At 63.3% G+C, this 20,773-nt stretch carries 19 protein-coding genes and 1 other RNA gene; 17 read left to right on the plus strand and 3 right to left on the minus strand.

Annotated elements, in window-relative coordinates; genetic code table 11:
• Window positions 1–23 precede the first annotated feature (23 nt).
• A complete protein-coding gene (locus NKJ84_RS08555; protein WP_023676868.1) occupies window positions 24–443 on the minus strand; it encodes an HIT family protein in 420 nt (139 codons plus the stop codon).
• A 360-nt stretch (window positions 444–803) separates the two neighbouring features.
• On the opposite strand from NKJ84_RS08555, the gene ffs reads away from it, so the two are divergent.
• The 12 genes from ffs (at window position 804) to NKJ84_RS08615 (ending at window position 13,512) form a co-directional block, all read left to right on the plus strand.
• An RNA gene (ffs, locus tag NKJ84_RS08560) (signal recognition particle sRNA small type) lies at window positions 804–900 on the plus strand.
• Between the two features lie 104 nt (window positions 901–1,004).
• Complete coding sequence (locus NKJ84_RS08565; RefSeq protein ID WP_352506121.1) at window positions 1,005–2,843, plus strand: DNA polymerase III subunit gamma/tau; 1,839 nt, start codon at window positions 1,005–1,007, stop codon at window positions 2,841–2,843.
• 32 nt (window positions 2,844–2,875) lie between these two features.
• Window positions 2,876–3,199: a YbaB/EbfC family nucleoid-associated protein gene (locus NKJ84_RS08570; protein ID WP_254816197.1), complete on the plus strand. Its 324-nt coding sequence runs from the start codon at window positions 2,876–2,878 to the stop codon at window positions 3,197–3,199.
• Window positions 3,200–3,619: 420 nt separating this feature from the next.
• Entirely contained in the window at window positions 3,620–4,558 is a 939-nt protein-coding gene (locus tag NKJ84_RS08575) for a cell wall hydrolase (protein WP_352506122.1), read from the plus strand.
• A 147-nt stretch (window positions 4,559–4,705) separates the two neighbouring features.
• Complete coding sequence (gene recR, locus NKJ84_RS08580; protein ID WP_352506123.1) at window positions 4,706–5,311, plus strand: recombination mediator RecR; 606 nt, start codon at window positions 4,706–4,708, stop codon at window positions 5,309–5,311.
• Between the two features lie 20 nt (window positions 5,312–5,331).
• The gene (locus NKJ84_RS08585) at window positions 5,332–6,651 is read left to right on the plus strand and encodes a lytic murein transglycosylase (RefSeq protein WP_352506124.1); all 1,320 of its coding nucleotides are present in this window, start codon (window positions 5,332–5,334) and stop codon (window positions 6,649–6,651) included.
• Window positions 6,652–6,850: 199 nt separating this feature from the next.
• Window positions 6,851–8,494, plus strand: coding sequence for an ABC transporter substrate-binding protein (locus NKJ84_RS08590; protein ID WP_352506125.1), 1,644 nt, complete (start codon window positions 6,851–6,853; stop codon window positions 8,492–8,494).
• Window positions 8,495–8,512: 18 nt separating this feature from the next.
• On the plus strand, window positions 8,513–9,580 hold the full coding sequence (locus NKJ84_RS08595; RefSeq protein ID WP_352506126.1) for an ABC transporter permease: 1,068 nt from the start codon (window positions 8,513–8,515) through the stop codon (window positions 9,578–9,580).
• 13 nt (window positions 9,581–9,593) lie between these two features.
• Window positions 9,594–10,514 carry a nickel transporter permease gene (nikC, locus tag NKJ84_RS08600; protein WP_254816191.1) on the plus strand — a complete coding sequence of 307 codons (921 nt, stop codon included), beginning with the start codon at window positions 9,594–9,596 and terminating at the stop codon, window positions 10,512–10,514.
• Window positions 10,511–11,344 (plus strand): ABC transporter ATP-binding protein, encoded by an 834-nt coding sequence (locus tag NKJ84_RS08605; RefSeq protein ID WP_352506127.1) that lies wholly within the window; start codon window positions 10,511–10,513, stop codon window positions 11,342–11,344. The genes nikC and NKJ84_RS08605 overlap by 4 nt, the downstream gene beginning before the upstream one ends.
• Window positions 11,341–12,090 (plus strand): ABC transporter ATP-binding protein, encoded by a 750-nt coding sequence (locus tag NKJ84_RS08610; protein WP_352506128.1) that lies wholly within the window; start codon window positions 11,341–11,343, stop codon window positions 12,088–12,090. Before NKJ84_RS08605 ends, NKJ84_RS08610 begins: the two co-directional genes overlap by 4 nt.
• 144 nt (window positions 12,091–12,234) lie before the next feature.
• The gene (locus NKJ84_RS08615) at window positions 12,235–13,512 is read left to right on the plus strand and encodes a 4-aminobutyrate--2-oxoglutarate transaminase (protein WP_352475991.1); all 1,278 of its coding nucleotides are present in this window, start codon (window positions 12,235–12,237) and stop codon (window positions 13,510–13,512) included.
• Window positions 13,513–13,575: 63 nt separating this feature from the next.
• On the opposite strand, the gene NKJ84_RS08620 is transcribed toward NKJ84_RS08615, so the two are convergent.
• Complete coding sequence (locus NKJ84_RS08620; RefSeq protein WP_352475990.1) at window positions 13,576–14,178, minus strand: sulfotransferase family protein; 603 nt, start codon at window positions 14,176–14,178, stop codon at window positions 13,576–13,578.
• A 120-nt stretch (window positions 14,179–14,298) separates the two neighbouring features.
• Window positions 14,299–15,549 carry an NAD(P)/FAD-dependent oxidoreductase gene (locus NKJ84_RS08625; RefSeq protein WP_352506129.1) on the minus strand — a complete coding sequence of 417 codons (1,251 nt, stop codon included), beginning with the start codon at window positions 15,547–15,549 and terminating at the stop codon, window positions 14,299–14,301.
• A 422-nt stretch (window positions 15,550–15,971) separates the two neighbouring features.
• Between NKJ84_RS08625 and NKJ84_RS08630 the strand changes: the two genes are divergently transcribed.
• Genes NKJ84_RS08630 through NKJ84_RS08650 form a run of 5 tightly spaced genes read left to right on the plus strand, consistent with a single transcriptional unit; the run spans window position 15,972 to window position 20,771 of the window.
• Window positions 15,972–17,264 carry an imelysin family protein gene (locus tag NKJ84_RS08630; RefSeq protein ID WP_352506229.1) on the plus strand — a complete coding sequence of 431 codons (1,293 nt, stop codon included), beginning with the start codon at window positions 15,972–15,974 and terminating at the stop codon, window positions 17,262–17,264.
• A gap of 54 nt (window positions 17,265–17,318) precedes the next feature.
• Window positions 17,319–17,630 carry a (2Fe-2S)-binding protein gene (locus tag NKJ84_RS08635; protein WP_352506130.1) on the plus strand — a complete coding sequence of 104 codons (312 nt, stop codon included), beginning with the start codon at window positions 17,319–17,321 and terminating at the stop codon, window positions 17,628–17,630.
• On the plus strand, window positions 17,596–18,081 hold the full coding sequence (gene bfr / locus NKJ84_RS08640; RefSeq protein ID WP_023676883.1) for a bacterioferritin: 486 nt from the start codon (window positions 17,596–17,598) through the stop codon (window positions 18,079–18,081). Before NKJ84_RS08635 ends, bfr begins: the two co-directional genes overlap by 35 nt.
• Window positions 18,082–18,093: 12 nt before the next feature.
• A complete protein-coding gene (locus tag NKJ84_RS08645; protein ID WP_352506131.1) occupies window positions 18,094–19,698 on the plus strand; it encodes a di-heme oxidoreductase family protein in 1,605 nt (534 codons plus the stop codon).
• Window positions 19,698–20,771 (plus strand): imelysin family protein, encoded by a 1,074-nt coding sequence (locus tag NKJ84_RS08650; protein ID WP_352506132.1) that lies wholly within the window; start codon window positions 19,698–19,700, stop codon window positions 20,769–20,771. Before NKJ84_RS08645 ends, NKJ84_RS08650 begins: the two co-directional genes overlap by 1 nt.
• Window positions 20,772–20,773 lie beyond the last annotated feature (2 nt).

Consider the following 20,773-nt stretch of genomic DNA (forward strand, 5'->3'; position numbering starts at 1 on the left):
TTCAAGATGGACACGGGGGAGGCTTATAGCGCTGCCTTGATCTTTTCCGCAAACTTGCGAAGGTCGGAGCGCTGATAGGGCTCGCGCAGGCCGTGCCCCCACACCGGGCCGGGCCAGCCGGGATCGCCTTCCGAGCGCGCAATAACGTGTACATGCAACTGGCGCACGATGTTGCCGAGTGCACCGGTATTGATCTTGGTGCAGCCGGTCACCCGCTTCAGCGCCAGCGCCACCATATTGGTCTCGAAGGTCAGCATCGCCTGGTCGAGCGGCGTCATATCGTGGATTTCCTCGATGCCCGGCCGCTGCGGCACCAGCAGCAGCCATGGCCAGCGGCGGTCGTTCATGACGCGCAATTCGCACAGGCCGAGCCACATCAGCTGTTCGCTGTCGGCTTCCAGCTGGGCGTCAAGCGTGAATCCGGCCTTGAGGCCCGGCAGCATCGGCGTTTCCCTCACTTTTGGACGTTTTTTGAACTCTATCGACGCTAGAGCGGCTTCCGAAGGGCCGCAAGGGGGAGCAAGCAACATTGGCCGTCGCGGCGCTGATTGTGCGCGAAGAAGTGAAGGCCCGGGCAAATTGCATCAGGTTGGCGCTGCCCCGCCGAGATCGACGATTTTGATCGTGGCCACATTTTGTTCTTGCTTTGTGCCGGCAGCTATGCTACTAATCCCGCTATGGTGATTATTCGCACCAACGACCCGCCCGCCGAGGCGGGTTTTTGGTTTCGGCTTTCGCCGTCGCTCAAGGCCCCCTATCATCCGCACTTGCATTTCATCGCCGGATTGCCGATATGGAGGCTGGGAGGTTGGTGGTGGACGGTCCACTCGCCAACCGGGTCAGGTCCGGAAGGAAGCAGCCCTAACGAGCCCGGAACGGGTCATTGTTCCAGCCTCCCGCCTCTTCGCCTTTTGCCCCGACATTGACGGCGCCAAGCCGTGCGGGCGAAACTATGCGCAGGAATCGGCCGCCTCCAGTGGCAGCCCTTGGAGCTTAACGGGCGAATGAGCGAAGCCGGAAACGAGGCCGGGAAATTGGACAAGCCTGCCGCCTACCGCGTGCTGGCGCGCAAATACCGACCGTCGAATTTCTCCGAACTGATCGGCCAGGAGCCGATGGTCCGCACCTTGACCAATGCTTTTGCCACCGGCCGCATCGCCCAGGCCTGGATGCTGACCGGCGTGCGTGGCGTCGGCAAGACGACGACCGCGCGCATACTCGCGCGGGCCCTGAACTACAAAACATCGACCGTCGACCAGCCGTCCGTCGACCTTGCCGTGCTCGGCGAGCATTGCCAGGCGATCATGGAAGGCCGGCATGTCGACGTCATCGAGATGGACGCCGCCTCGCATACCGGCATCGACGACATCAGGGACATCATCGAGCGTGTGCGCTACGCCCCGGTGTCGGCGCGCTACAAGGTCTACATCATCGACGAAGTGCACATGCTTTCCAACCAGGCCTTCAACGGCCTGCTGAAGACGCTGGAAGAGCCGCCGCCGCACGTCAAGTTCATCTTCGCCACCACCGAAATCCGCAAGGTGCCGATCACCGTCCTGTCGCGCTGCCAGCGTTTCGACCTCAGGCGCATCGATGCGGCAATGATCAAGGCCGACCTTGCCAGGATAGCCGGTCTGGAGGGCATCGAAGTCGAAGACGATGCGCTGGCGATGATCGCGCGCGCGGCCGAAGGCTCGATGCGCGATGCGCAGTCGATCCTCGACCAGGCGATCGCCCATGGCGGCGGCGCGGTCAGCGCCGAAGCGGTGCGCGCCATGCTCGGCCTTGCCGACCGTGCCCGCATCGTCGACCTGTTCGAGCATGTCATGAAGGGCGACGTCGCCGCCGCGCTCGCCGAATTCCGCGCCCAGTACGATACCGGCGCCGATCCGGCCGCGGTGCTGACCGATCTTGCCGAGTTCAACCATCTGGTCACCCGCCTGCGTTTCGTGCCGGCGGCCGTCGACGACGCCTCGCTGTCCGAGGACGAGCGCCGGCGCGGCGCCGATTTCGCCAGCACGCTGTCGGTCAAGGTGCTGTCGCGGACATGGCAGATGCTGCTGAAAGGCATTCCCGAGGTGCAGACTTCCAACCGCCCGGTCAGCGCCGCCGAGATGGTGCTGATCCGGCTGGCGCATGCCGCCGACCTGCCGACGCTGGACGAGGCGCTGAAATCGCTGGAGAACGGCGGTACCCTGCCGGGCACTGCGCCGCGCGTGAATGGCACGCCGGCAAGCCCCGGCCCCGCAAACCATGCGCCTGCAAGCGGTGGTGCCGGCGCCGTGGCGCAGGCGCGGATGCCGACGGCCAATGGCGGCGCCCAGACAATGCGCCTGGTCGAGACGATGCGCCTGGTCGAGGCCGAGCCCGTGCCGACCAACTTCGTTGCTCCGCCGGAGCCGGCGGTCGAGGCGCCGCCGGTGCCGGTGAAATCGCTGGCCGACATTGTCGCCCTTGCCGACGCCCAGCGCGACATGGCCTTCAAGGTGCTGGTGAAGCGTTGCGTGCGCCTGGTGCGCATCGAGCCCGGTCGTATCGACGTCAGCCTGACCGACGATGCGCCGAAGATGTTGCTCAATGATTTGACCGCCAAGCTGCGCGCCTGGACGGGCCGCAACTGGCTGGTGTCGCTGTCGAAGGACGAGGGCGGCCAGACCTTGGCCGAGATGGAATCGACAAAGCGCGAAAACGCCTTCCTCGATGCCAAGAGCGACCCGACGGTCGCCGCCATCCTGGCGCGCTTTCCCGGCGCCAAGATCATCGACGTGCGCATTCCCGACGCGCCGGAAGCCGACGAGGCCGAAGTGCCGGTCGAGCCGCCGGCCGACGACGACGAAACCTGAAACAACCAGCACCAACTGCAAAGGACCGTGCGATGAAAGATCTTCTCGGCCTGATGGGCAAGGCAAAGGAAATGCAGGCCAAGTTCCAGGCCATGCAGGATGAGATTGCCACGCTGGAAGCCACCGGACAGGCCGGCGGCGGCCTGGTCAGCGTGACGCTGACCGGCAAATTCGAGATGAAGTCGCTGAAGATCGACCCGGCGCTGTTCAAGGAGGACGAGGTCGAGATTCTCGAGGACCTGCTCCTCGCTGCCCACAACGACGCCAGGACCAAGGTCGAGCAGATCATGCAGGAGAAGACCAAGGCGCTGACCGCGGGACTGCCGATCCCGCCGGGAATGAAGCTGCCGTTCTAAGGTGTGTTGATATTCACGTGATGCCGGCCTGCAAACAGCGGCTTCCTGCGCTTCCGGTGCTCACGTACGAAACGTACGCTCCGCTCCGGTTCCCAGAAGCCGCCATTTTCGGCTCGGCCTGACCTGAATCTCAGCACACCTCGAGCTATGTTTACAGTTACCGCGTCGACTGAACCAATCTCTCCAGGCTTGGGCAAGCCCTCTTGCGGAGATTGCGGCGCTCCAAGGTCACGGCATGAATCCTTGGAACCATGCCGGCACCTGACCGAAGAGGGCAGCGATCCAACGCTCTTCGCCCGCCAGCTGTGTCTATTGGGCAACGCCCCAAACTTAATAACGCTTTAGCCATCTTTTTGCCTGAAAGTGTCTCATTCTTGCCGCAACCAGGGGCGGGCTGGCAGCAGAATGAGGGGACACCTGTTGATCTCTACCCGATGGAAGGCGCCGTTGCGGCTCGGCGTCGTTATCTCACCGCTGTTTTTGGCCGCTTGCAGTCAGACCGCCTCGCACGGCATGTCCAGCCTGACCGATGCCATTACGCCGGGTTTCCTGAGCTCGCGCTCCTACAATTCCACGCCGAAGGAGAAGGAATGCCTGGAGCGGGCGATGTTCTTCGAGTCCAACCGGTCGAGCCGTGACGGCATGATTGCGGTCGGCACGGTGGTGATGAACCGGTTGCGGTCCGGCAAGCACGGCAGCACCATCTGCGAAGTGGTTGGCGAGCGCGGCCAGTTCGCGCCGGGCGTCATGACACGGCCGATGAATTCGAAGGCGATGCCCGACGTCGAGGAGGCCGCCGAGGCGGTTCTCAAGGGCGAGCGCAAAGCCAAGCTGAAGAACACCATGTATTTCCACACCGCCGGCCTGCGCTTCCCCTACAAGAACATGCACTACACCATGGTCGCCGGCGGCAATGCCTTTTACGAAAAGCGCGGCCGCAACTGGCAGCCGTTGCCGGACGAAACGGTGGTCGCCATAGCCCAGGCCAAGCCGCAAGCGCCTGCCGCTCAGGCCATACTTGTCGCTTCGGCGGAGCCGGCTCGCGAGGTCAAGCCGACATTCGCCAAGGCAACCTATGTTACCGCCGCCGCATCGCAGCCAGCAAGGCAGACAAGGGTGACTGCAGGAATGGCGACCGCGGCGAGGGCGGCACCGGAGAAGCCAATCCTTGTGGCGTTGCAAGAGCCAATGCACGAACCGGACGCGGCCCGTTTCGGTAGAACCGTGAACCCCCGGCTGGTCACATCATTCCAGGCGGCGCCGGCAGAGCCGACAATGTCGTTCGAGACGACGCCCGAGAACACCGACGCCATCGGCGCGATGATCGCCGGCCAGACCCGGCCGCTGGAGGAAAACTGAGGCGGCCGGCGTCGGCGCGTTGTACCGGGAGAAATGCCCGGCAGGGCAATGAGGGGCGGCGCAACGCCGGGCGATTGCCTCTTTGCAGGCTGAACACCGCGCCTCAGCGCTGTTCCAAAACCCGTTGAAAAATCCTAAACCGGAGCGATGTCGAAGCGAATCGCCGGTCCCGAGATCGAACGCCTGATCCAGCTGCTGGCCAAGGTGCCGGGGCTCGGCCCGCGTTCGGCGCGCCGCGCCGCGCTCCACCTCATCAAGAAGAAGGAGCAGCTGCTGGCGCCGCTCGCCGCCGCCATGGGCGAGGCGGTCGAGAAGGTGCGCATCTGCTCGACCTGCGGCAATGTCGACACCTCCGATCCATGCATGATCTGCACCGACCCGCGCCGCGACCCCACCACGCTCATCGTCGTCGAGGACGTGGCCGACCTTTGGGCGCTGGAGCGGGCGACCGCCATGAACGTGCGTTATCATGTGCTCGGCGGTACGCTGTCGCCGCTCGACGGCATTGGTCCCGATGAGCTCAACATCCGTTCGCTGGTCGATCGCGTCGCCGGCGGCGAGGTCAAGGAAGTGATCCTCGCCGTCAACGCTACGGTCGAGGGCCAGACTACCGCGCACTACCTCACCGACCAGCTTTCCGGCTTCGACATCAAGGTGACGCGCCTGGCGCACGGTGTTCCGGTCGGCGGCGAACTCGACTATCTCGACGAAGGCACGCTCGCCGCGGCACTGCGCTCGCGGACGGTGTTTTGAGGCGAGTTGCGGGGAGGATGATGGTTGCTAAGCATTCTTTAAGGCTGGCACTCCGTCCCACCCCCCTCTGCAGGACAGAGGGGGGTGGGACGGATCGCTGTTTTCGCAAAATAGCCGTCGCGTTTCTTCTTGCAGTCCTCTTTGCCCTCATCCTCGCCACCCCCGCCTCCGCGGCAAAGATCGACGACCAGTTCCGCGCCTGGCTTGGCAACGACCTCTGGCCCGAAGCCAGCGCCAAAGGCATCTCCAGAAAAACCTTCGATGCCGCCTTCGACGGCGTCAAGCCGAACCTCAAGCTGCCCGACCTGGTAAAGCCGGGCGAGAAGGCGGTGACGCCGCGGAAACAGCATCAGGCCGAGTTCGGTTCGCCCGGCGCCTATTTCGCCGAAAGGATCGTCCGTGCTGTGACCGCCGGTGGCCGCACCCGCGAGGCGGCCAACGCTAGGACCCTTGCAGCGATCGAGAAACGCTACGGCGTGCCTGGCGAAGTGCTGCTGGCGATCTGGGGCCGCGAGAGCGGCTTCGGCGCAGCGAAGCTGCCTTTTGACGCCTTCGAGGTGCTGGGCACCAAGGCGTTCATGTCGACCAAGAAGGAATTCTTCCGCACCGAGCTCTTGGCGGCGCTGGAGATCGTCGAGCGCGGGCTTGCCCCGGTCGGTGCGATGAAATCGTCCTGGGCCGGCGCGCTCGGCCAGCCGCAGTTCATGCCGACGTCGTTCCTCAAGCATGCCGCCGATTTCGACGGCGACGGCCGCCCCGACATCTGGAATTCGACGCCCGACATACTGGCATCGATCGCCAATTATCTCGTGCATTATGGCTGGGTCAGGAGCCGTGGCTGGGGCTTCGAGGTGACGGTGCCGGAAAGCGTCTCGTGCTCGCTCGAAGGTCCGGACCAGGGCAAGAAGATTTCCCAATGGGCTGATATTGGCATCAGGCGTGTGTCGGGTAAACCGTTCCCGGCGAGCGAACTGAAAGCCGAGGGCTTTCTTTTGATGCCGGCCGGGCGTAGCGGCCCGGCCTTCATCGTGACCCCCAATTTCTACGTGCTAAAGCAGTATAACACCAGCGATCTCTATGCCCTGTTCATCGGCCATGGCGCCGATCGCATCGCCCATGGCGACAGCAATTTCTCGGGCAATTGGGGCGCGGTCGGCGGGCTCTACCGCTCCGACATCGCCGCCCTGCAACGGGCGCTGGAAGCCAAGGGCTACGATGTCGGCAGCGCCGACGGCCTGCCTGGCTTCAAGACGCGCCGCTCGATCGGCAAGTGGCAGGCCAGCAACGGCCGTTCCGCTACCTGCTTTCCCGACGCCGACCTGGTTACCGCGCTGAAATAGCCGGATTTTCGCACCGCCGGTCTGGCCCAATCAACCGTTCTGCAAATGCTCGTTGCCGCGCTCGAAACCGCCGGATATGGTGAGCCGGAACCGCATAAAAATTGCCGATCGACGGACCGGGGATCACCGTTCGACGCGGCAAGAAATGCCACAACCCTGAGCCGGGAACTCAGGTCAACAAAAACAGGGAACACTTAAAATGATGATGGAAAAGTTTGCTCTAGGCACCCGCTTCTTGCTCGCGGGCGCGGCAATGTCCGCGCTGCTCCTGGCCGGTGCGCCTGCCTTCGCGGTCACGCCCGCCGACACGCTGGTCGAGGGTTTGGCCATCGACGACATCATCTCCATGGATCCGGGCGAGGCATTCGAATTGTCGACCGCCGAAATCACCGGCAACACCTACGATCTCCTGGTGCGCCTCGACCTCAGCGACACCTCGAAGGTCAAAGGCGATCTCGCAGAAAGCTGGAGCGTTTCCGACGACGGCCTTACCTACACGTTCAAGCTCAAGCCCGGCCTCAAATTCGCCTCCGGCAATCCGATCACGGCGGCGGACGTCGCCTATTCGTTCGAGCGCGCCATCAAGCTCGACAAGACCCCGGCCTTTATTATCGGCCAGTTCGGCATCGACGGCGGCAACGTCACCGAGAAGGCCAAGGCTGTTGATGATACGACGTTCCAGTTCACCGTCGACAAGGCCTATGCGCCGAGCTTCGTGCTGAACTGCCTGTCGGCGACGGTCGCCTCGGTCGTCGACGCCAAGCTGGTCAAGGAGCATGTCGCCGCGGTCACGCCGAGCGCCGACTACAAATGGGACAATGATTTCGGCAATGCCTGGCTGAAGACCGGCTATGCCGGCTCCGGTGCCTTCAAGCTGCGCGAATGGCGGGCCAACGAGGCCGTCGTTATGGAGCGTAACGACAATTACTACGGCGAAAAAGCCAAGTTTGCCCGCGTCATCTATCGCTTCATGAAGGAAAGCTCGGGCCAGCGCCTGGCGCTTGAGGCTGGCGACATCGACGTTGCCCGCAATCTCGAGCCGAACGATCTCGATGCCATTGCCAAGAACGCCGACCTCACCACCACCTCAGCCCCCAAGGGCACGGTCTTTTACATCAGCCTCAACCAGAAGAACCCGAATCTCGCCAAGCCCGAGGTTCGCCAGGCCTTCAAATATCTTGTCGACTATGATGCATTGAGCTCGACCATCCTCAAGGGCATCGGCGAGATCCACCAGACCTTCCTGCCGAAAGGCGTGCTCGGCGAGCTGGACGAGAATCCGTTCAAGCTCGACGTCGCCAAGGCCAAGGAACTGCTCGCCAAGGCTGGCCTCGCCGACGGCTTCAGTGTCACTATGGACGTGCGCAGCAGACAGCCGGAGACAGGCATGGCTGAATCGATCCAGCAGACGCTGGGACAGGCCGGCATCAAGCTGGAGATCATCCCCGGCGACGGCAAGCAGACGCTGACCAAATACCGCGCCCGCAACCACGACATCTATATCGGCCAATGGGGCCAGGACTATTTCGACCCGAATTCCAATGCCCAGACCTTTGCCAGCAACCCGGACAATTCGGATGAAGGCAAGACCAAGACGCTGGCCTGGCGCAACGCCTGGGACATCCCGGACCTGACCAAGCAGACCGAAGCTGCCCTGCTCGAGAAGGATTCGGCCAAGCGCGCCGCAATGTACCAGGATCTTCAGAGGAAGATCCTCGATACCAGTCCTTTCGTCATCATCCACCAGCAGCTGGAAGTGGCTGGCCTGCGCAAGAACCTCAAGGGCTTTGCACTCGGCCCGAGCTTCGACACCAACTTCGTCGGCCCGGTTTCGAAGGAGTGATGTCGGCGGACGCGCCGCATGAGCTTGGCTGAAAGGGAAACGACGGCGGGGCGCGGCAGCGCTCGCGCCGTTGCCATTGCCTCATCGATCGCCCGGTTCCTGGTCATCGCGATAACGACTTATCTCGGTCTGCTCGCGGTGACCTTCTTCATCGGCCGGGTGATCCCGATCGACCCGGTGCTGGCGGTGCTCGGCGACCGGGCGCCGACCAATGTCGTCGAACGAACGCGCCGCGAGATGGGTCTCGACCTGCCGTTGGTCGAGCAGTTCTACATCTATGTCAAACATGCCTTGAATGGTGATTTCGGCACCTCGGTGCTGACCACCAATCCGGTGATGACGGACATCCGCCGCGCCTTTCCGGCGACGCTGGAACTGGCAACACTGGGGACGCTGATCGGTTCGGTGATCGGCGTGCCGCTTGGTGTGCTGGCGGCCGTGCGGCGCGGCAGCATCATCGACCAGATCGTGCGCATCATCGGTCTTGTCGGCTATTCCGTGCCGATCTTCTGGCTGGGGCTGCTGGCGCTGGTGCTGTTCTACGCCAAGCTGCAATGGGTCGCCTTTCCCGGCCGCCTCGATATCGTCTACGAATACACCTTCACGCCGATTACCGGCTTTTACCTGCTGGATGCACTCTGGCAGCGGCAGTGGGACGTATTTGCCGATGCCTTCCGCCACATCATCCTGCCTGCCTCGCTGCTCGGCTATTTCTCGCTCGCCTACATCAGCCGCATGACGCGCTCCTTCATGCTGAACGAACTCACCCAGGAATACATCGTGGCGGCGCGCGCCAAGGGCCTGTCGGAAACGCGCATCATCTGGGGTCACGCGCTGCGCAACGCCGCGGTGCCGATGGTTACGGTGATCGCTCTGTCCTATGCCGGGCTGCTCGAAGGCTCGGTGCTGACCGAGACGGTGTTTTCGTGGCCGGGCATCGGCCTCTACATCACCAACTCGCTGCAGAACGCCGACATGAATGCCGTGCTTGGCGGCACGATCATCATCGGCTCGGTCTTCATCGGCATCAATCTTTTGTCCGACCTGCTCTACCGGCTGCTCGACCCAAGGACCAAGGCAGGATGAGGACCAAGGCAGGATGAGCGCAGAAGCGATTCAAACCCGCCGTGATTGGCTGCTCAGCGAGCGGCCGGCGTCGCGCGTGCAGGCAAGGCTCGGCCGCGCCTATGTAGCCTGGCGGCGCTTTTCCGCCAACCGGCTGGCCTTTGTCGGCCTGCTCATCATCATCGCCCTGCTGGTGGTCGCGGCCTTCGCCGATGTGCTGGCGCCCTATTCGCCGACATTCGGCGACCTCAAGGGCTCGCGGCTGCTGGCGCCAAGTGCCGCGCACTGGTTCGGCACCGACGATCTCGGCCGCGATATCTATTCGCGCATCATCTTCGGTTCGCGTTGGACGCTCTATGTCGTCATTCTGGTCGCCATCATCGCCGCGCCCATCGGCTTGCTGGTCGGCACCGTTGCCGGCTATGCCGGCGGCTGGACCGATGCGATCCTGATGCGCATCACCGACATCTTTCTCGCCTTTCCGAAGCTGATCCTGGCGCTGGCCTTTGTCGCCGCGCTCGGCCCCGGCATCGAAAACGCGGTGCTCGCCATCGCCATCACCTCGTGGCCGCCCTATGCCCGCATTGCCCGCGCCGAAACGCTGACGGTGCGCAATTCCGACTATATCAAGGCGGTGCAACTGATGGGCGCTTCGCCGTTTCGCATCGTGCTTCGCCACATCATGCCGCTCTGCATCTCCTCGCTGATCATCAGGGTGACGCTCGACATGGCCGGCATCATCCTGACCGCCGCCGGCCTCGGCTTCCTCGGCCTCGGCGCGCAGCCGCCGCTGCCGGAATGGGGCGCGATGATCGCGTCGGGCCGACGCTTCGTGCTCGACCAGTGGTGGGTGGCGGGCGCGCCGGGCTTTGCCATCCTCATCGTCAGCCTCGGCTTCAACCTGCTCGGCGACGGCCTGCGCGACGCGCTCGATCCGCGAAGCGGTGACCAATGAGCACGCTTCTCGAAGTCGACGACCTGCGCGTCACCTTCCCGACGCGCACCGGCCTGATCGAGGCAGTGCGCGGCGTTTCCTTCTCGCTCGGCCGCGAACGGCTCGGCATCGTCGGCGAGAGCGGTTCGGGCAAGTCGCAGACCGGCCGCGCCATTATGGGCGTCACCCCGCCGCAGGCCGAGGTGACCGCAAAGACGCTTGCTTTCGACGGCATCGACCTGCTGGCCGCCTCGCCGCGCGAGCGCCGCGCACTGCGCGGCAAGCGTATCGCCATGATCCTGCAGGATCCGAAATATTCGCTCGACCCGGTGATGAGCATCGGCCGCCAGATCGTCGAGACACTGCGCACGCATGAGACAGTCTCCAAGGCCGAAGCCCGCGACCGCGCGCTTGCCATGCTGGAGGCTGTGCAGATCCGCGATCCGGCCCGTGTCTTCGACCTGCATCCGCACGAGGTTTCCGGCGGCATGGGCCAGCGCGCCATGATCGCCATGATGCTGATCGCCGGGCCGGAGATGATGATCGCCGATGAGCCGACCTCGGCACTCGACGTCACCGTGCAGCTCGACGTGCTCGGCATCCTCGACCGGCTGGTCAGCGAGCGCGGCATGGGGCTGATCTTCATCTCGCACGACCTGCGCTTGGTCTCATCTTTCTGCGATCGTGTCATCGTCATGTATGCCGGCAAGGTGGTCGAACAGCTCAAAGCCTCGGAGCTCGGCCGTGCCCAGCATCCCTATACGCGCGGCCTGCTCAACTGCATGCCCAAGATCGGCGCCGACCGTCACCCGCTGCCGGTGCTCGACCGCAAGCCGGAGTGGGCGGCATGACGGCAGCCCTTTCCGTCGACCGGCTGGAGGTGGTCTTCGACCGTTTTCGCGCGCTGAAGGGCGTCAGCCTTGAAGTCGAGTCCGGTGAATCCTTCGGCCTGGTCGGCGAGTCCGGCTCCGGCAAGTCGACGTTACTCAGGGCAATCGCCGGCCTGGCGCCGGCCGCTTCGGGCACCATCGCCGTCAACGGCAAACGGCTCGGCGCGCGCCGCGACAAGGCGTTCTACCGCGAGGTGCAGATGGTCTTCCAGGACCCGTACGGCTCGCTGCACCCGCGCCAGACCGTCGACCGCTTGCTGCAGGAGCCGCTCGCCATTCACGGCTTTGCTGACGGCGAAAAGCGCATCCAGCGGGCGTTGGACGAGGTCGGCCTGGGCACCGGCTTCCGTTTTCGCTATTCGCATCAATTGTCCGGCGGCCAGCGCCAGCGCGTGGCAATCGCCCGTGCCCTGATCCTCGAACCGTCGATCCTGCTGCTCGATGAGCCGACCTCGGCGCTCGACGCTTCGGTGCAGGCGGAGGTGCTGAACCTGCTGGAGGAGATCCGGCGGCGGCGCAAGCTGACGTTCCTGATGGTCAGCCACGACCTCGCCATCATCACCCATATGTGCGAGCGGCTGATGGTGATGCAGAACGGCGAGGCGGTCGAGCACCTCACCGCCGGCGACCTCGTCGAGCGCCGCGTCACCAAGGACTACACGCGCAATCTGCTGAGGGCGAGCGTGGGGTTTGTCAGGACGGCTTGAGCGACGGGCGTTCGGTTGCCGACATCGGCATCGACAGGCCCAATCGCCGGGCGACGGTGCCAACTTGAGGAAAACCTGAAATAAGCCCAAAAGAGTCTCAACAGCCATCAAACGAGAGCGGGCGCCGGTCCGGTGAGGGATACGATGACAAATTCAGCCATTTCCGAACGCAAGAACCAGTCGATTTCGCGCGGCGTCGGCATGACCACTCAGATCTACGCCGATCGCGCCGAAAACTCGGAAATCTGGGACGTCGAAGGCCGCCGCTATATCGATTTTTCGTCCGGTATCGCTGTCGTCAACACTGGCCACCGTCACCCTAGGGTGATCGAAGCGGTCAAGGCGCAGCTCGACCGCTTCACCCATACCTGCTACCAGGTCGTGCCCTACGAGAGCTATATCCGGCTGGCCGAACGGCTGAACGGCATGCTGCCCGGCAAGTTCGACAAGAAGACGATTTTTGTCACCACCGGCGCCGAGGCGGTCGAGAACGCTATCAAGATTGCCCGTAACGCCACCGGCCGGCCGGCGGTCATCGCTTTTTCCGGCGGCTTTCACGGCCGCACCTTCATGGGCATGGCACTGACCGGTAAGGTCGTGCCCTATAAGGTCGGGTTCGGCGCCATGCCGGCGGATGTCTTCCATGCGCCGTTCCCGGTTGCGCTGCACGGCGTGTCGGTCGCCGATTCGTTGGCGGCGCTCGACCGGCTGTTCAAGGCCGACGTCGATCCGGCCCGCGTCGCCGCCATCATCGTCGAGCCGGTGCAGGGCGAGGGCGGCTTCTACGAGGCGCCGCGCGACTTCATGACCGCATTGCGCAAGATCTGCGACCAGCATGGCATGCTGCTGATCGCCGACGAGGTGCAGACCGGCTTTGCCCGCACCGGCAAGATGTTCGCCATGGACCACCACGAGGTGGCGGCCGACATCACCACCATGGCCAAGAGCCTTGCCGGCGGCTTTCCGCTGGCGGCGGTCACCGGACGTGCCGAGATCATGGATGCGCCGAACCCCGGCGGGCTCGGCGGCACCTATGGCGGCAGTCCGATCGGCGTCGCCGCGGCGCATGCCGTGCTTGACGTCATCGACGAGGAGAAGCTCTGCGACCGCGCCAACACGCTGGGCAACCGTCTGAAGCAGCGCCTGCAATCGATCCGTGACGAAGCGCCGGAGATCGTCGATATCAGGGGCCCCGGCTTTATGAACGCGGTCGAGTTCAACGATGTGACGAAGGGCCTGCCGTCGCCGGAACTCGCCAATGCGGTCCGGCTGAAGGCGCTCGACAAGGGTCTGATCCTGCTGACCTGCGGCGTCTACGGCAACGTCATCCGCTTCCTCGCGCCGATCACCATCCAGGACGGCGTCATGAACGAGGCGCTCGACATCCTGGAAAGTTCGATCCGCGACGCCCGCGCCGCCTGAGCGGCGAGGATATGGCCTGGGATTCAACTGCGGCGAAGGCCGAGATAGGCGGCAAGCCGCCGTTCAACGCCCTATGCGAGCACGAAATTCGGCAGTCGAATTGGTGCGTGGAAACGGTTCGGAAGGCAACTGTACACCGAGAAAGGCACAAAGCGGCTCCCACCCTTCGGAGGCCTGATAAGTAAGAAGGCGTTCAGGTGGCAGCGTTGATTTCACGGAAGCGTTATGTGCTTCATAGACAGCGATTGCGTAATCACGGTTATCAAATCGACCGCCAAAGACAGTGTTTCCAATCACCGCCACACCAAAGGACTGTGGATCATTGGTAGCAGCATCCATCGTGAGCCCTATTGTTTGCGCCATGCTGTCATACCAGGCTTCGGGGTCACGAACTGTCAGGATAACCTTCGCATCAGGGTAGTGGTCACTCACTTCGCGCCAAAAATGCGCCGTTGGCCAATCGACCGCGGAAAGATAGCGGGCATATGCCGCATCCCAGGTCGGGAGTTGTCCCTGGCCGGCTGCGCGCCACAGCGTCTTCTGCTCGGGATTGGCGTGGACATCTGCCATGTGATGACACGGCCCGAACCCAAGATGCTCCAACGCGAGCTTCAGCGAATATGTGCCAGTGCGACCCATGCCTGCGCCAATGACATATAGAGCCATGAGCACCCCCCGACGATTTCAATTGGTCAAAATACCGCTGTTTCCTTTACTTCGCTATATGTTTGAAGGTCAGCTCCCGGTCGAACTAGACTAGGTCATTCAGGGTGATTGGGTTTGATCTTATCCCGCAGCGCGGACAGGCTCTTCTTCCTGGAAGGCGGCGAGCGCCGCCTTCAGCCCGTCGGGCCCAGTCGCGACAATCTGCGGCGACGGCGAAAAGCCGGCGCCGAGCATCTTGCGGCCAAGCATGTGGTCGCCGGGCCGGTTGACCGATTCGATGCCGAGCAGCCGGCTTCCGGCATAGTGGTAGATAGAGAATTTGTTCTCGGCCACGTCGCCCAGCACGAGATGGCTGTCGCCGCCCGCAATCAGGCCGACCATCTGCAGCTTCATGTCGCCGATATCGGACCAGAACCACGGCACCGCCGAGTAATTGTCGGTGTGGCCGGCAATGGTGCGAGCGGCGAGCCGCGCCTGGTCGGTGGCGTTCTGCACCGATTCCAGCCGCACGTCGCCGCCTGTGAACCAGTGCCGGTAGGACGCCGCGTCGCCGATGGCGAGGATTTCCGGCACCGACGTGCGCATCTGCTGGTCGACGCGGATGCCGTTGGCGATGGCAATGCCGGCGGCTTCGGCCAATTCGACATTCGGCACGACGCCAATGCCGATGACGACCATCTGCGCCGGCAATCTTTCGCCAGATGAGGTGATTGCAGCCGAAACACGGCCGTTCTCGCCCTCCAGCCGTTCGATGGTGGTGCCGGTAAGGATGCGCACACCGGTCGCCTCCAGCCGCTGGCGCACATGGCCGGCGATGACCGGCGCGACGGCGCGCCCGAGCAGCCGGTCGACCGCCTCGACCACCGTGACCTTGCGGCCGGCGGCGGTGAGCGTTGCGGCAATCTCAAGGCCGATGAAGCCGCCGCCGAGGATGACGACCTCCTCGCTTTGCGCGCTTAATTCGCGGATCAGGCGGGCATCACTGAGCGAGCGCAGCGACACAACGCCAGAAAGCTCCGACCCCGGCAGCGGCAGCAGGCGCGGACGCGCGCCGGTGGCGAGGATCAGCCGGTCGAACGGCAGCACGCCGCCTGATATCTCCAGCCGGCGGCCGGCGACGTCGATCCGCTCGACCCGCAGGCCTGGCCGGTAGTCGATGGCGCTGCCGGTATAAAAAGCCTCGCCGCGCAACGGTTGCGGCTTTGCTTGCTGATCCTTGATGAAGGTCTTCGACAGCGGCGGCTTGTGGTAGGGCAATTCGTCTTCGTCGCCGATCAGGATTACCGGCCCGTCATAGCCTTCTTCGCGCAGACTGGCGGCCGCTTGCACGCCCGCATGACCCGCACCGACAATGACGACCCCGATCTTCATAACAGCCCGATTCCTCACCCAAATCTAGGATGTCACGCCAGGTGGCGATTGTCTGGTCCCGCCGCAAGAGCGCCGATCCGGGTCGCACCCGGAACGGCCGCCTGTCAACCGCGTCATGCGCCGGCATTCCTATACATCGGTGTTAAAGTTGACAGTTCTAGTTTAGAATAATTCTAAACTATTGTTTCAATTGAATTTTTTCTACGCCACCAGTTGACATCCGGTGTCTTCGCCGTTTTATGGAAGCTCGCGCGTCAGCGCATCCCTTTGATGTCTGGGCCTTGAACCCTTTCGATTGGAGGCATTTCGGTGTCTTTCTTCCGCGAACCGCGCGATGGCGCGACCCTTCTTTGCCCGCTGGCAGCTGCCCGCCGCGGCGCCGGCATTTCATTGATTCCCGAGGAGAGACAGTCATGAGAACGATGATCAGGGCACGGTATGGCGGCAGGCTTGCGGCGATCGGGGCCACCGCGATGCTCACGGCGGCTGTGTTCGTGCTGCCGGCCAAGGCGCAAACCGATGCCAAGGCGGTCATCAAGACCTATTCCGACATCGCGCTCGCCAAATACGAGGATTCGCTGATCACGGCCGAGGCGCTCGACAAGGCTGTCGATGCGCTGCTCGCCAAGCCATCGGCCGAGACGCTGAACGCCGCCCGCGAGGCCTGGAAGGCATCGCGCGTTCCCTATCAGCAGACCGAGGTCTATCGCTTCGGCAATGCCATCGTCGACGACTGGGAAGGCAAGGTGAACTCCTGGCCGCTCGACGAGGGCTTGATCGACTATGTCGCCAAGGGCTACGGCACCGAGTCGGATGCCAACGCTTTATACACCGCCAATGTGATCGCCAATAAGTCGATCGAGATCAACGGCAAGAAGGTCGACGCCACCAATCTGACGCCGGAGTTCCTCTCCGGCACCCTGCAGGAGGCCGGCGGTATCGAGGCCAATGTGGCGACCGGCTATCACGCCATCGAATTCCTGCTTTGGGGTCAGGACCTGCACGGAACCGGTCCGGGCGCCGGCGAGCGGCCCTACACCGATTACGACCTCGCCAATTGCACCGGCGGCAATTGCGACCGTCGGGCGCGATACCTGAAATCGGCGAGCGACCTTCTGGTTTCCGATCTAAAGGATATGGTCGACTACTGGAAGGAAGGCGGCGCCGCCCGCAAGAACCTTGTCGATGGCGAGCCGAACGCCGCCATTTCGACCATCTTCACCGGGATGGGCTCGCTGTCCTATGGCGAACTCGCCGGCGAGCGGATGAAGCTCGGCCTTTTGCTGCACGATCCGGAAGAGGAGCATGATTGCTTCTCCGACAACACCTACAACTCCCATCTCTACGATGCGATCGGCATCCGTGCCGCCTATCACGGCAGCTACACGCGGCTTGACGGCACTGTCGTCGAGGGGCCGTCGGTGGCCGACATGGTCAAGGCGGCCGATCCGGCGATCGACAAGGAATTGTCGGCTAAACTGGATATCACCATCGCCAAGATGGAGGCCATCAAGGCGCGGGCGCTTGCCGGCGAGGCCTATGACCAGCAGATCGCCGAGGGTAACGCTGACGGCAACGCCACCGTGCAGGCGGCGATCGACGCGCTGGTCGATCAGACCAAGTCGATCGAACGCGCCGTCGGCACCCTGAAGCTCAATGCCATCGCCTTCGAGGGCTCGGACAGCCTCGATTCACCGGACAAGGTGTTCCAGTAAACTTCGAAACCAACAGCCACGCGGCGCAATGAGCGCCGTTAGCCAGAGCGACAAATGCTGATCTGCCATTGCAACATCATCACCGAAAAGGAGATAGAGCAGACGATCGTCGGACTGCTGGATGAGGACCCCTGGCAGCTGATCGTGCCGGCGAAGGTCTACCATGCCATGCACAAGCGCGGTCGCTGTTGCGGCTGCTTCCCAAATGTGGTCGAAACGATCATTCGGGTCACCGAAAATTATCACGCCCGCTCGGCGGCGAGCGGCGTGGACATCGTTTCACACCTGGATCGCGTCAGAGGCCTGCGCGTCCAATACGGGAGCAGAATCCATGAAAGGCGAACAGCAGATCATAGAGCGGCTTAACGAGGCTCTGTTTCTGGAACTTGGAGCGGTCAATCAATATTGGGTGCATTTCCGGCTGCTGGAAGACTGGGGATACGCCAAGCTGGCGAAGAAGGAACGCGCTGAATCGATCGAAGAAATGCACCATGCCGACCGGCTCGTGGCGCGCATCATCTTCCTTGAGGGCCATCCGAACCTGCAGTCCGTGGCGCCGCTGCGTATCGGGCAGAATGTCAAGGAAGTGCTCGAATCCGATCTTGCCGGCGAATATGACGCGCGCACCGCCTACAAGCGTTCGCGCGAGGTTTGCAACGAAGCAGGCGACTACGTGACGATGAAGCTGTTCGAGGAATTGCTGGCTGACGAGGAAGGTCACATCGACTTCCTCGAGACGCAACTCGACCTGCTCGCCTCCATCGGCGAGGAAAAGTACGGCCAACTCAACGCAGCGTCGGCCGACGAGGCGGAATAAGGACATGCCGGAATGCGGCGCCCCCTAGATTTCTTGCGCCGCTTGCCGGCCGAAGATTGCGGCCTGCCGCCTCAGAAGAAGCCGCGGTACGGGATCCTTCGCGGCCCTTTTCTTGCCGTGGTGGCGACGCTCACAGCCTCGGCGCTGGCCGGAGCGCCGCAACCGGCGGGGCTTGCCACCAGCCGCACCGATCTGACGCCGAAGGATCTGGCGCGCGTCATCGCGATCACCAGGCCGACCAGCGATTTCTCCAAGCCCGAGCAATTCGAATTGATGCAGGGCGGCGCCGGCACCTCGAAGAAGGACGTCAACAAGGATGCCTTCTCGCAATCCTCCGCCAACATCGGCTTCGAGGAAGAGGGTACCTTCAAGCTCGGCAATGCCATTTTCCGCAAGAACTGGGTGTCGTCGCCATCCTCGACACAAGCCTCGGATGGGCTCGGTCCGCTGTTCAACGAGCGCGCCTGCCAAAACTGTCATCTGAAGGACGGCCGCGGCCATCCGCCCGAAGGCGACAGCGGCACCACCTCGATGTTCCTGCGCCTGGCAAGGGAAGCCAGTACCGAGGAGGAGAAAGCCGCACTCGCCGATCACAAGGTGCTCAACTTTCCCGACCCGGTCTATGGCACACAACTTCAGGAGCTAGCCGTTCCCGGCCTGCAGGGCGAAGGCAGGATGCATGTCGATTATCAGGAGCAGAAAGTAAAACTGGCGGACGGCAGCGTCGTGTCGCTGCGCAAGCCGAGCTATTCGGTCGAGGGTCTCGCCTACGGGCCGCTCGATCCGCACACCACGCTGTCGCCGCGCATGACACCGCCGATGATCGGCCTTGGCCTGGTGGAGCAGATCGCTCCTGCCGACATCCTTGCGCATGCCGATGCGACCGACCGCGATGGTGACGGGATTTCCGGCAGGCCCAACATAATACGCGACAGCAGCAGCGGTGAACTGACGCTCGGCCGTTTCGGCTGGAAGGCGCAGGCGGCTTCGATCCGTCAGCAATCGGCGGACGCTTTTGCCGGCGATATCGGCATTTCGACGCCTGAGGTGCCGAGGCACTGGGGCGATTGCAGCGCCGCAGAAAAGACCTGCCTTGCCCTACCCAACGGTGTACAGGAGCGCCTCGGTCCGGTCGAAGCGCCGCCGCCGGTCGTGGACCTCGTCACCTTCTATTCGCAAAACCTTGCCGTGCCGGCTCGGCACGATCTCGACAGACCGGATGTGCTCGCCGGCAAAAAACTGTTCTACGATATGGGCTGCATCTCCTGCCATACGCCGAAATTCGTCACCCGTCGCGGAACCCCGAACAGAGCGCACGCCTTCCAGCTGATCTGGCCTTATTCCGATTTCTTGCTGCATGACATGGGACCCGGCCTTGCCGACGGACAGGCGGTGGGCGAGGCCACGGGAAGCGAATGGCGCACGCCGCCGCTGTGGGGCATCGGGCTCACCCAGACCGTCAGCGGCAACACCTTCTTCCTGCATGACGGGCGCGCACGCAGCCTGGCCGAGGCAATCCTGTGGCATGGCGGCGAGGGCGAGAAGGCGCGTGACCGCTTTGCCGCTGCCAATGCGGCCGAACGCGCCGCGCTGATGAAGTTTCTGGAGTCGCTCTGATGCGGAAGCGTCTTGCACTCGCGCTGATGCTGGTCCTCGCCGATGCGCTGCCGGCATCCGCCGCGGTGAAGGCTTCGGATGTGATCCAGCGGGCGATCGACGGCTTCGTCCGCCCGGCCTATACCAGGCTGCATGACCACGCGGACAGCTTGGCCAAGACCATGCACGCGCTTTGCCAGGCGCCTTCGCAAGATACTCTCGATGCGGCACGCGCCGAATTCTCAGGCGTCGTGGATGCCTGGTCGGTGGTGGAAATCATCCGTTTCGGGCCGATCGCCGAAAACAACCGGCTTGAGCGCATGCTGTTTTGGCCGGACCGCAAGAGCATCGGCCTGAAGCAGGTGCAGGCAGCACTGGCCGGCAAGGATCCGGCGGCCGCCGATCCGGCCCAACTGGCGACAAAGAGTGTCGCCATGCAAGGGCTCGGCGCATTGGAGTTCGTGCTCTACGGCGATGACGCCGGTCAATTGGCCGGCAAGGGCGACGCCTATCGCTGCGCCTATGGTGCAGCCATTGCCGGCAATGTCGAGACGATTGCCGCCGAGGTCGGCGAGGCCTGGAACAAGCCCAACGGCTTTGCCGCGCTCTGGGCCCATCCCGGTCCGCAGAACGCGCTCTATCAAGACGGAACCGAAGCGGTGACCGAACTGGTCGGCGTCTTCATCAACGAGTTGGAAATGGTTCGCGACGTGCGCCTGAAAGGCTTCCTGGGCGCCAAGCCGGAGGCCGACAAACCGAAACAGGCGATTTATTGGCGCTCGCAGAACACCGCACGCTCGCTGACCGGCAATCTGGCGGGCATGGATGCGCTGTTCCAGGCCTCCCAGCTTGGCGATGCGCTGCCGCCTGATGCACGCTGGATGGCGGAATCGGTCCACATCCAATTCACCAACGGGATCGAGGCCGCCAAGGCGATCAGGGGTCCGATCGACAAGGCACTAGCCGATCCGACGTTGCGCCAGAAGCTCGACTACTTCGCACTGGTGACATCCAGCCTGACGACCCTGATCGGCACCAGGCTGACCGCCGAATTCGGCCTGACCGCCGGGTTCTCGTCACTGGATGGCGACTGATC

The organism is Mesorhizobium sp. M0048, assembly GCF_040323405.1.
In the GTDB taxonomy this organism is placed as follows: Bacteria; Pseudomonadota; Alphaproteobacteria; order Rhizobiales; family Rhizobiaceae; genus Mesorhizobium.

What these genes read in the sequence shown, in the direction of transcription:
- NKJ84_RS08555 (WP_023676868.1), bottom strand. Translation starts at nt 443, where the DNA reads ATGCTGCCGGGCCTCAAGGCCGGATTCACGCTTGACGCCCAGCTGGAA.
- NKJ84_RS08565 (WP_352506121.1), top strand. Translation starts at nt 1,005, where the DNA reads ATGAGCGAAGCCGGAAACGAGGCCGGGAAATTGGACAAGCCTGCCGCC.
- NKJ84_RS08570 (WP_254816197.1), top strand. Translation starts at nt 2,876, where the DNA reads ATGAAAGATCTTCTCGGCCTGATGGGCAAGGCAAAGGAAATGCAGGCC.
- recR (WP_352506123.1), top strand. Translation starts at nt 4,706, where the DNA reads ATGTCGAAGCGAATCGCCGGTCCCGAGATCGAACGCCTGATCCAGCTG.
- NKJ84_RS08585 (WP_352506124.1), top strand. Translation starts at nt 5,332, where the DNA reads ATGGTTGCTAAGCATTCTTTAAGGCTGGCACTCCGTCCCACCCCCCTC.
- NKJ84_RS08590 (WP_352506125.1), top strand. Translation starts at nt 6,851, where the DNA reads ATGATGATGGAAAAGTTTGCTCTAGGCACCCGCTTCTTGCTCGCGGGC.
- NKJ84_RS08595 (WP_352506126.1), top strand. Translation starts at nt 8,513, where the DNA reads ATGAGCTTGGCTGAAAGGGAAACGACGGCGGGGCGCGGCAGCGCTCGC.
- nikC (WP_254816191.1), top strand. Translation starts at nt 9,594, where the DNA reads ATGAGCGCAGAAGCGATTCAAACCCGCCGTGATTGGCTGCTCAGCGAG.
- NKJ84_RS08605 (WP_352506127.1), top strand. Translation starts at nt 10,511, where the DNA reads ATGAGCACGCTTCTCGAAGTCGACGACCTGCGCGTCACCTTCCCGACG.
- NKJ84_RS08610 (WP_352506128.1), top strand. Translation starts at nt 11,341, where the DNA reads ATGACGGCAGCCCTTTCCGTCGACCGGCTGGAGGTGGTCTTCGACCGT.
- NKJ84_RS08615 (WP_352475991.1), top strand. Translation starts at nt 12,235, where the DNA reads ATGACAAATTCAGCCATTTCCGAACGCAAGAACCAGTCGATTTCGCGC.
- NKJ84_RS08620 (WP_352475990.1), bottom strand. Translation starts at nt 14,178, where the DNA reads ATGGCTCTATATGTCATTGGCGCAGGCATGGGTCGCACTGGCACATAT.
- NKJ84_RS08625 (WP_352506129.1), bottom strand. Translation starts at nt 15,549, where the DNA reads ATGAAGATCGGGGTCGTCATTGTCGGTGCGGGTCATGCGGGCGTGCAA.
- NKJ84_RS08630 (WP_352506229.1), top strand. Translation starts at nt 15,972, where the DNA reads ATGATCAGGGCACGGTATGGCGGCAGGCTTGCGGCGATCGGGGCCACC.
- NKJ84_RS08635 (WP_352506130.1), top strand. Translation starts at nt 17,319, where the DNA reads ATGCTGATCTGCCATTGCAACATCATCACCGAAAAGGAGATAGAGCAG.
- bfr (WP_023676883.1), top strand. Translation starts at nt 17,596, where the DNA reads ATGAAAGGCGAACAGCAGATCATAGAGCGGCTTAACGAGGCTCTGTTT.
- NKJ84_RS08645 (WP_352506131.1), top strand. Translation starts at nt 18,094, where the DNA reads ATGCGGCGCCCCCTAGATTTCTTGCGCCGCTTGCCGGCCGAAGATTGC.
- NKJ84_RS08650 (WP_352506132.1), top strand. Translation starts at nt 19,698, where the DNA reads ATGCGGAAGCGTCTTGCACTCGCGCTGATGCTGGTCCTCGCCGATGCG.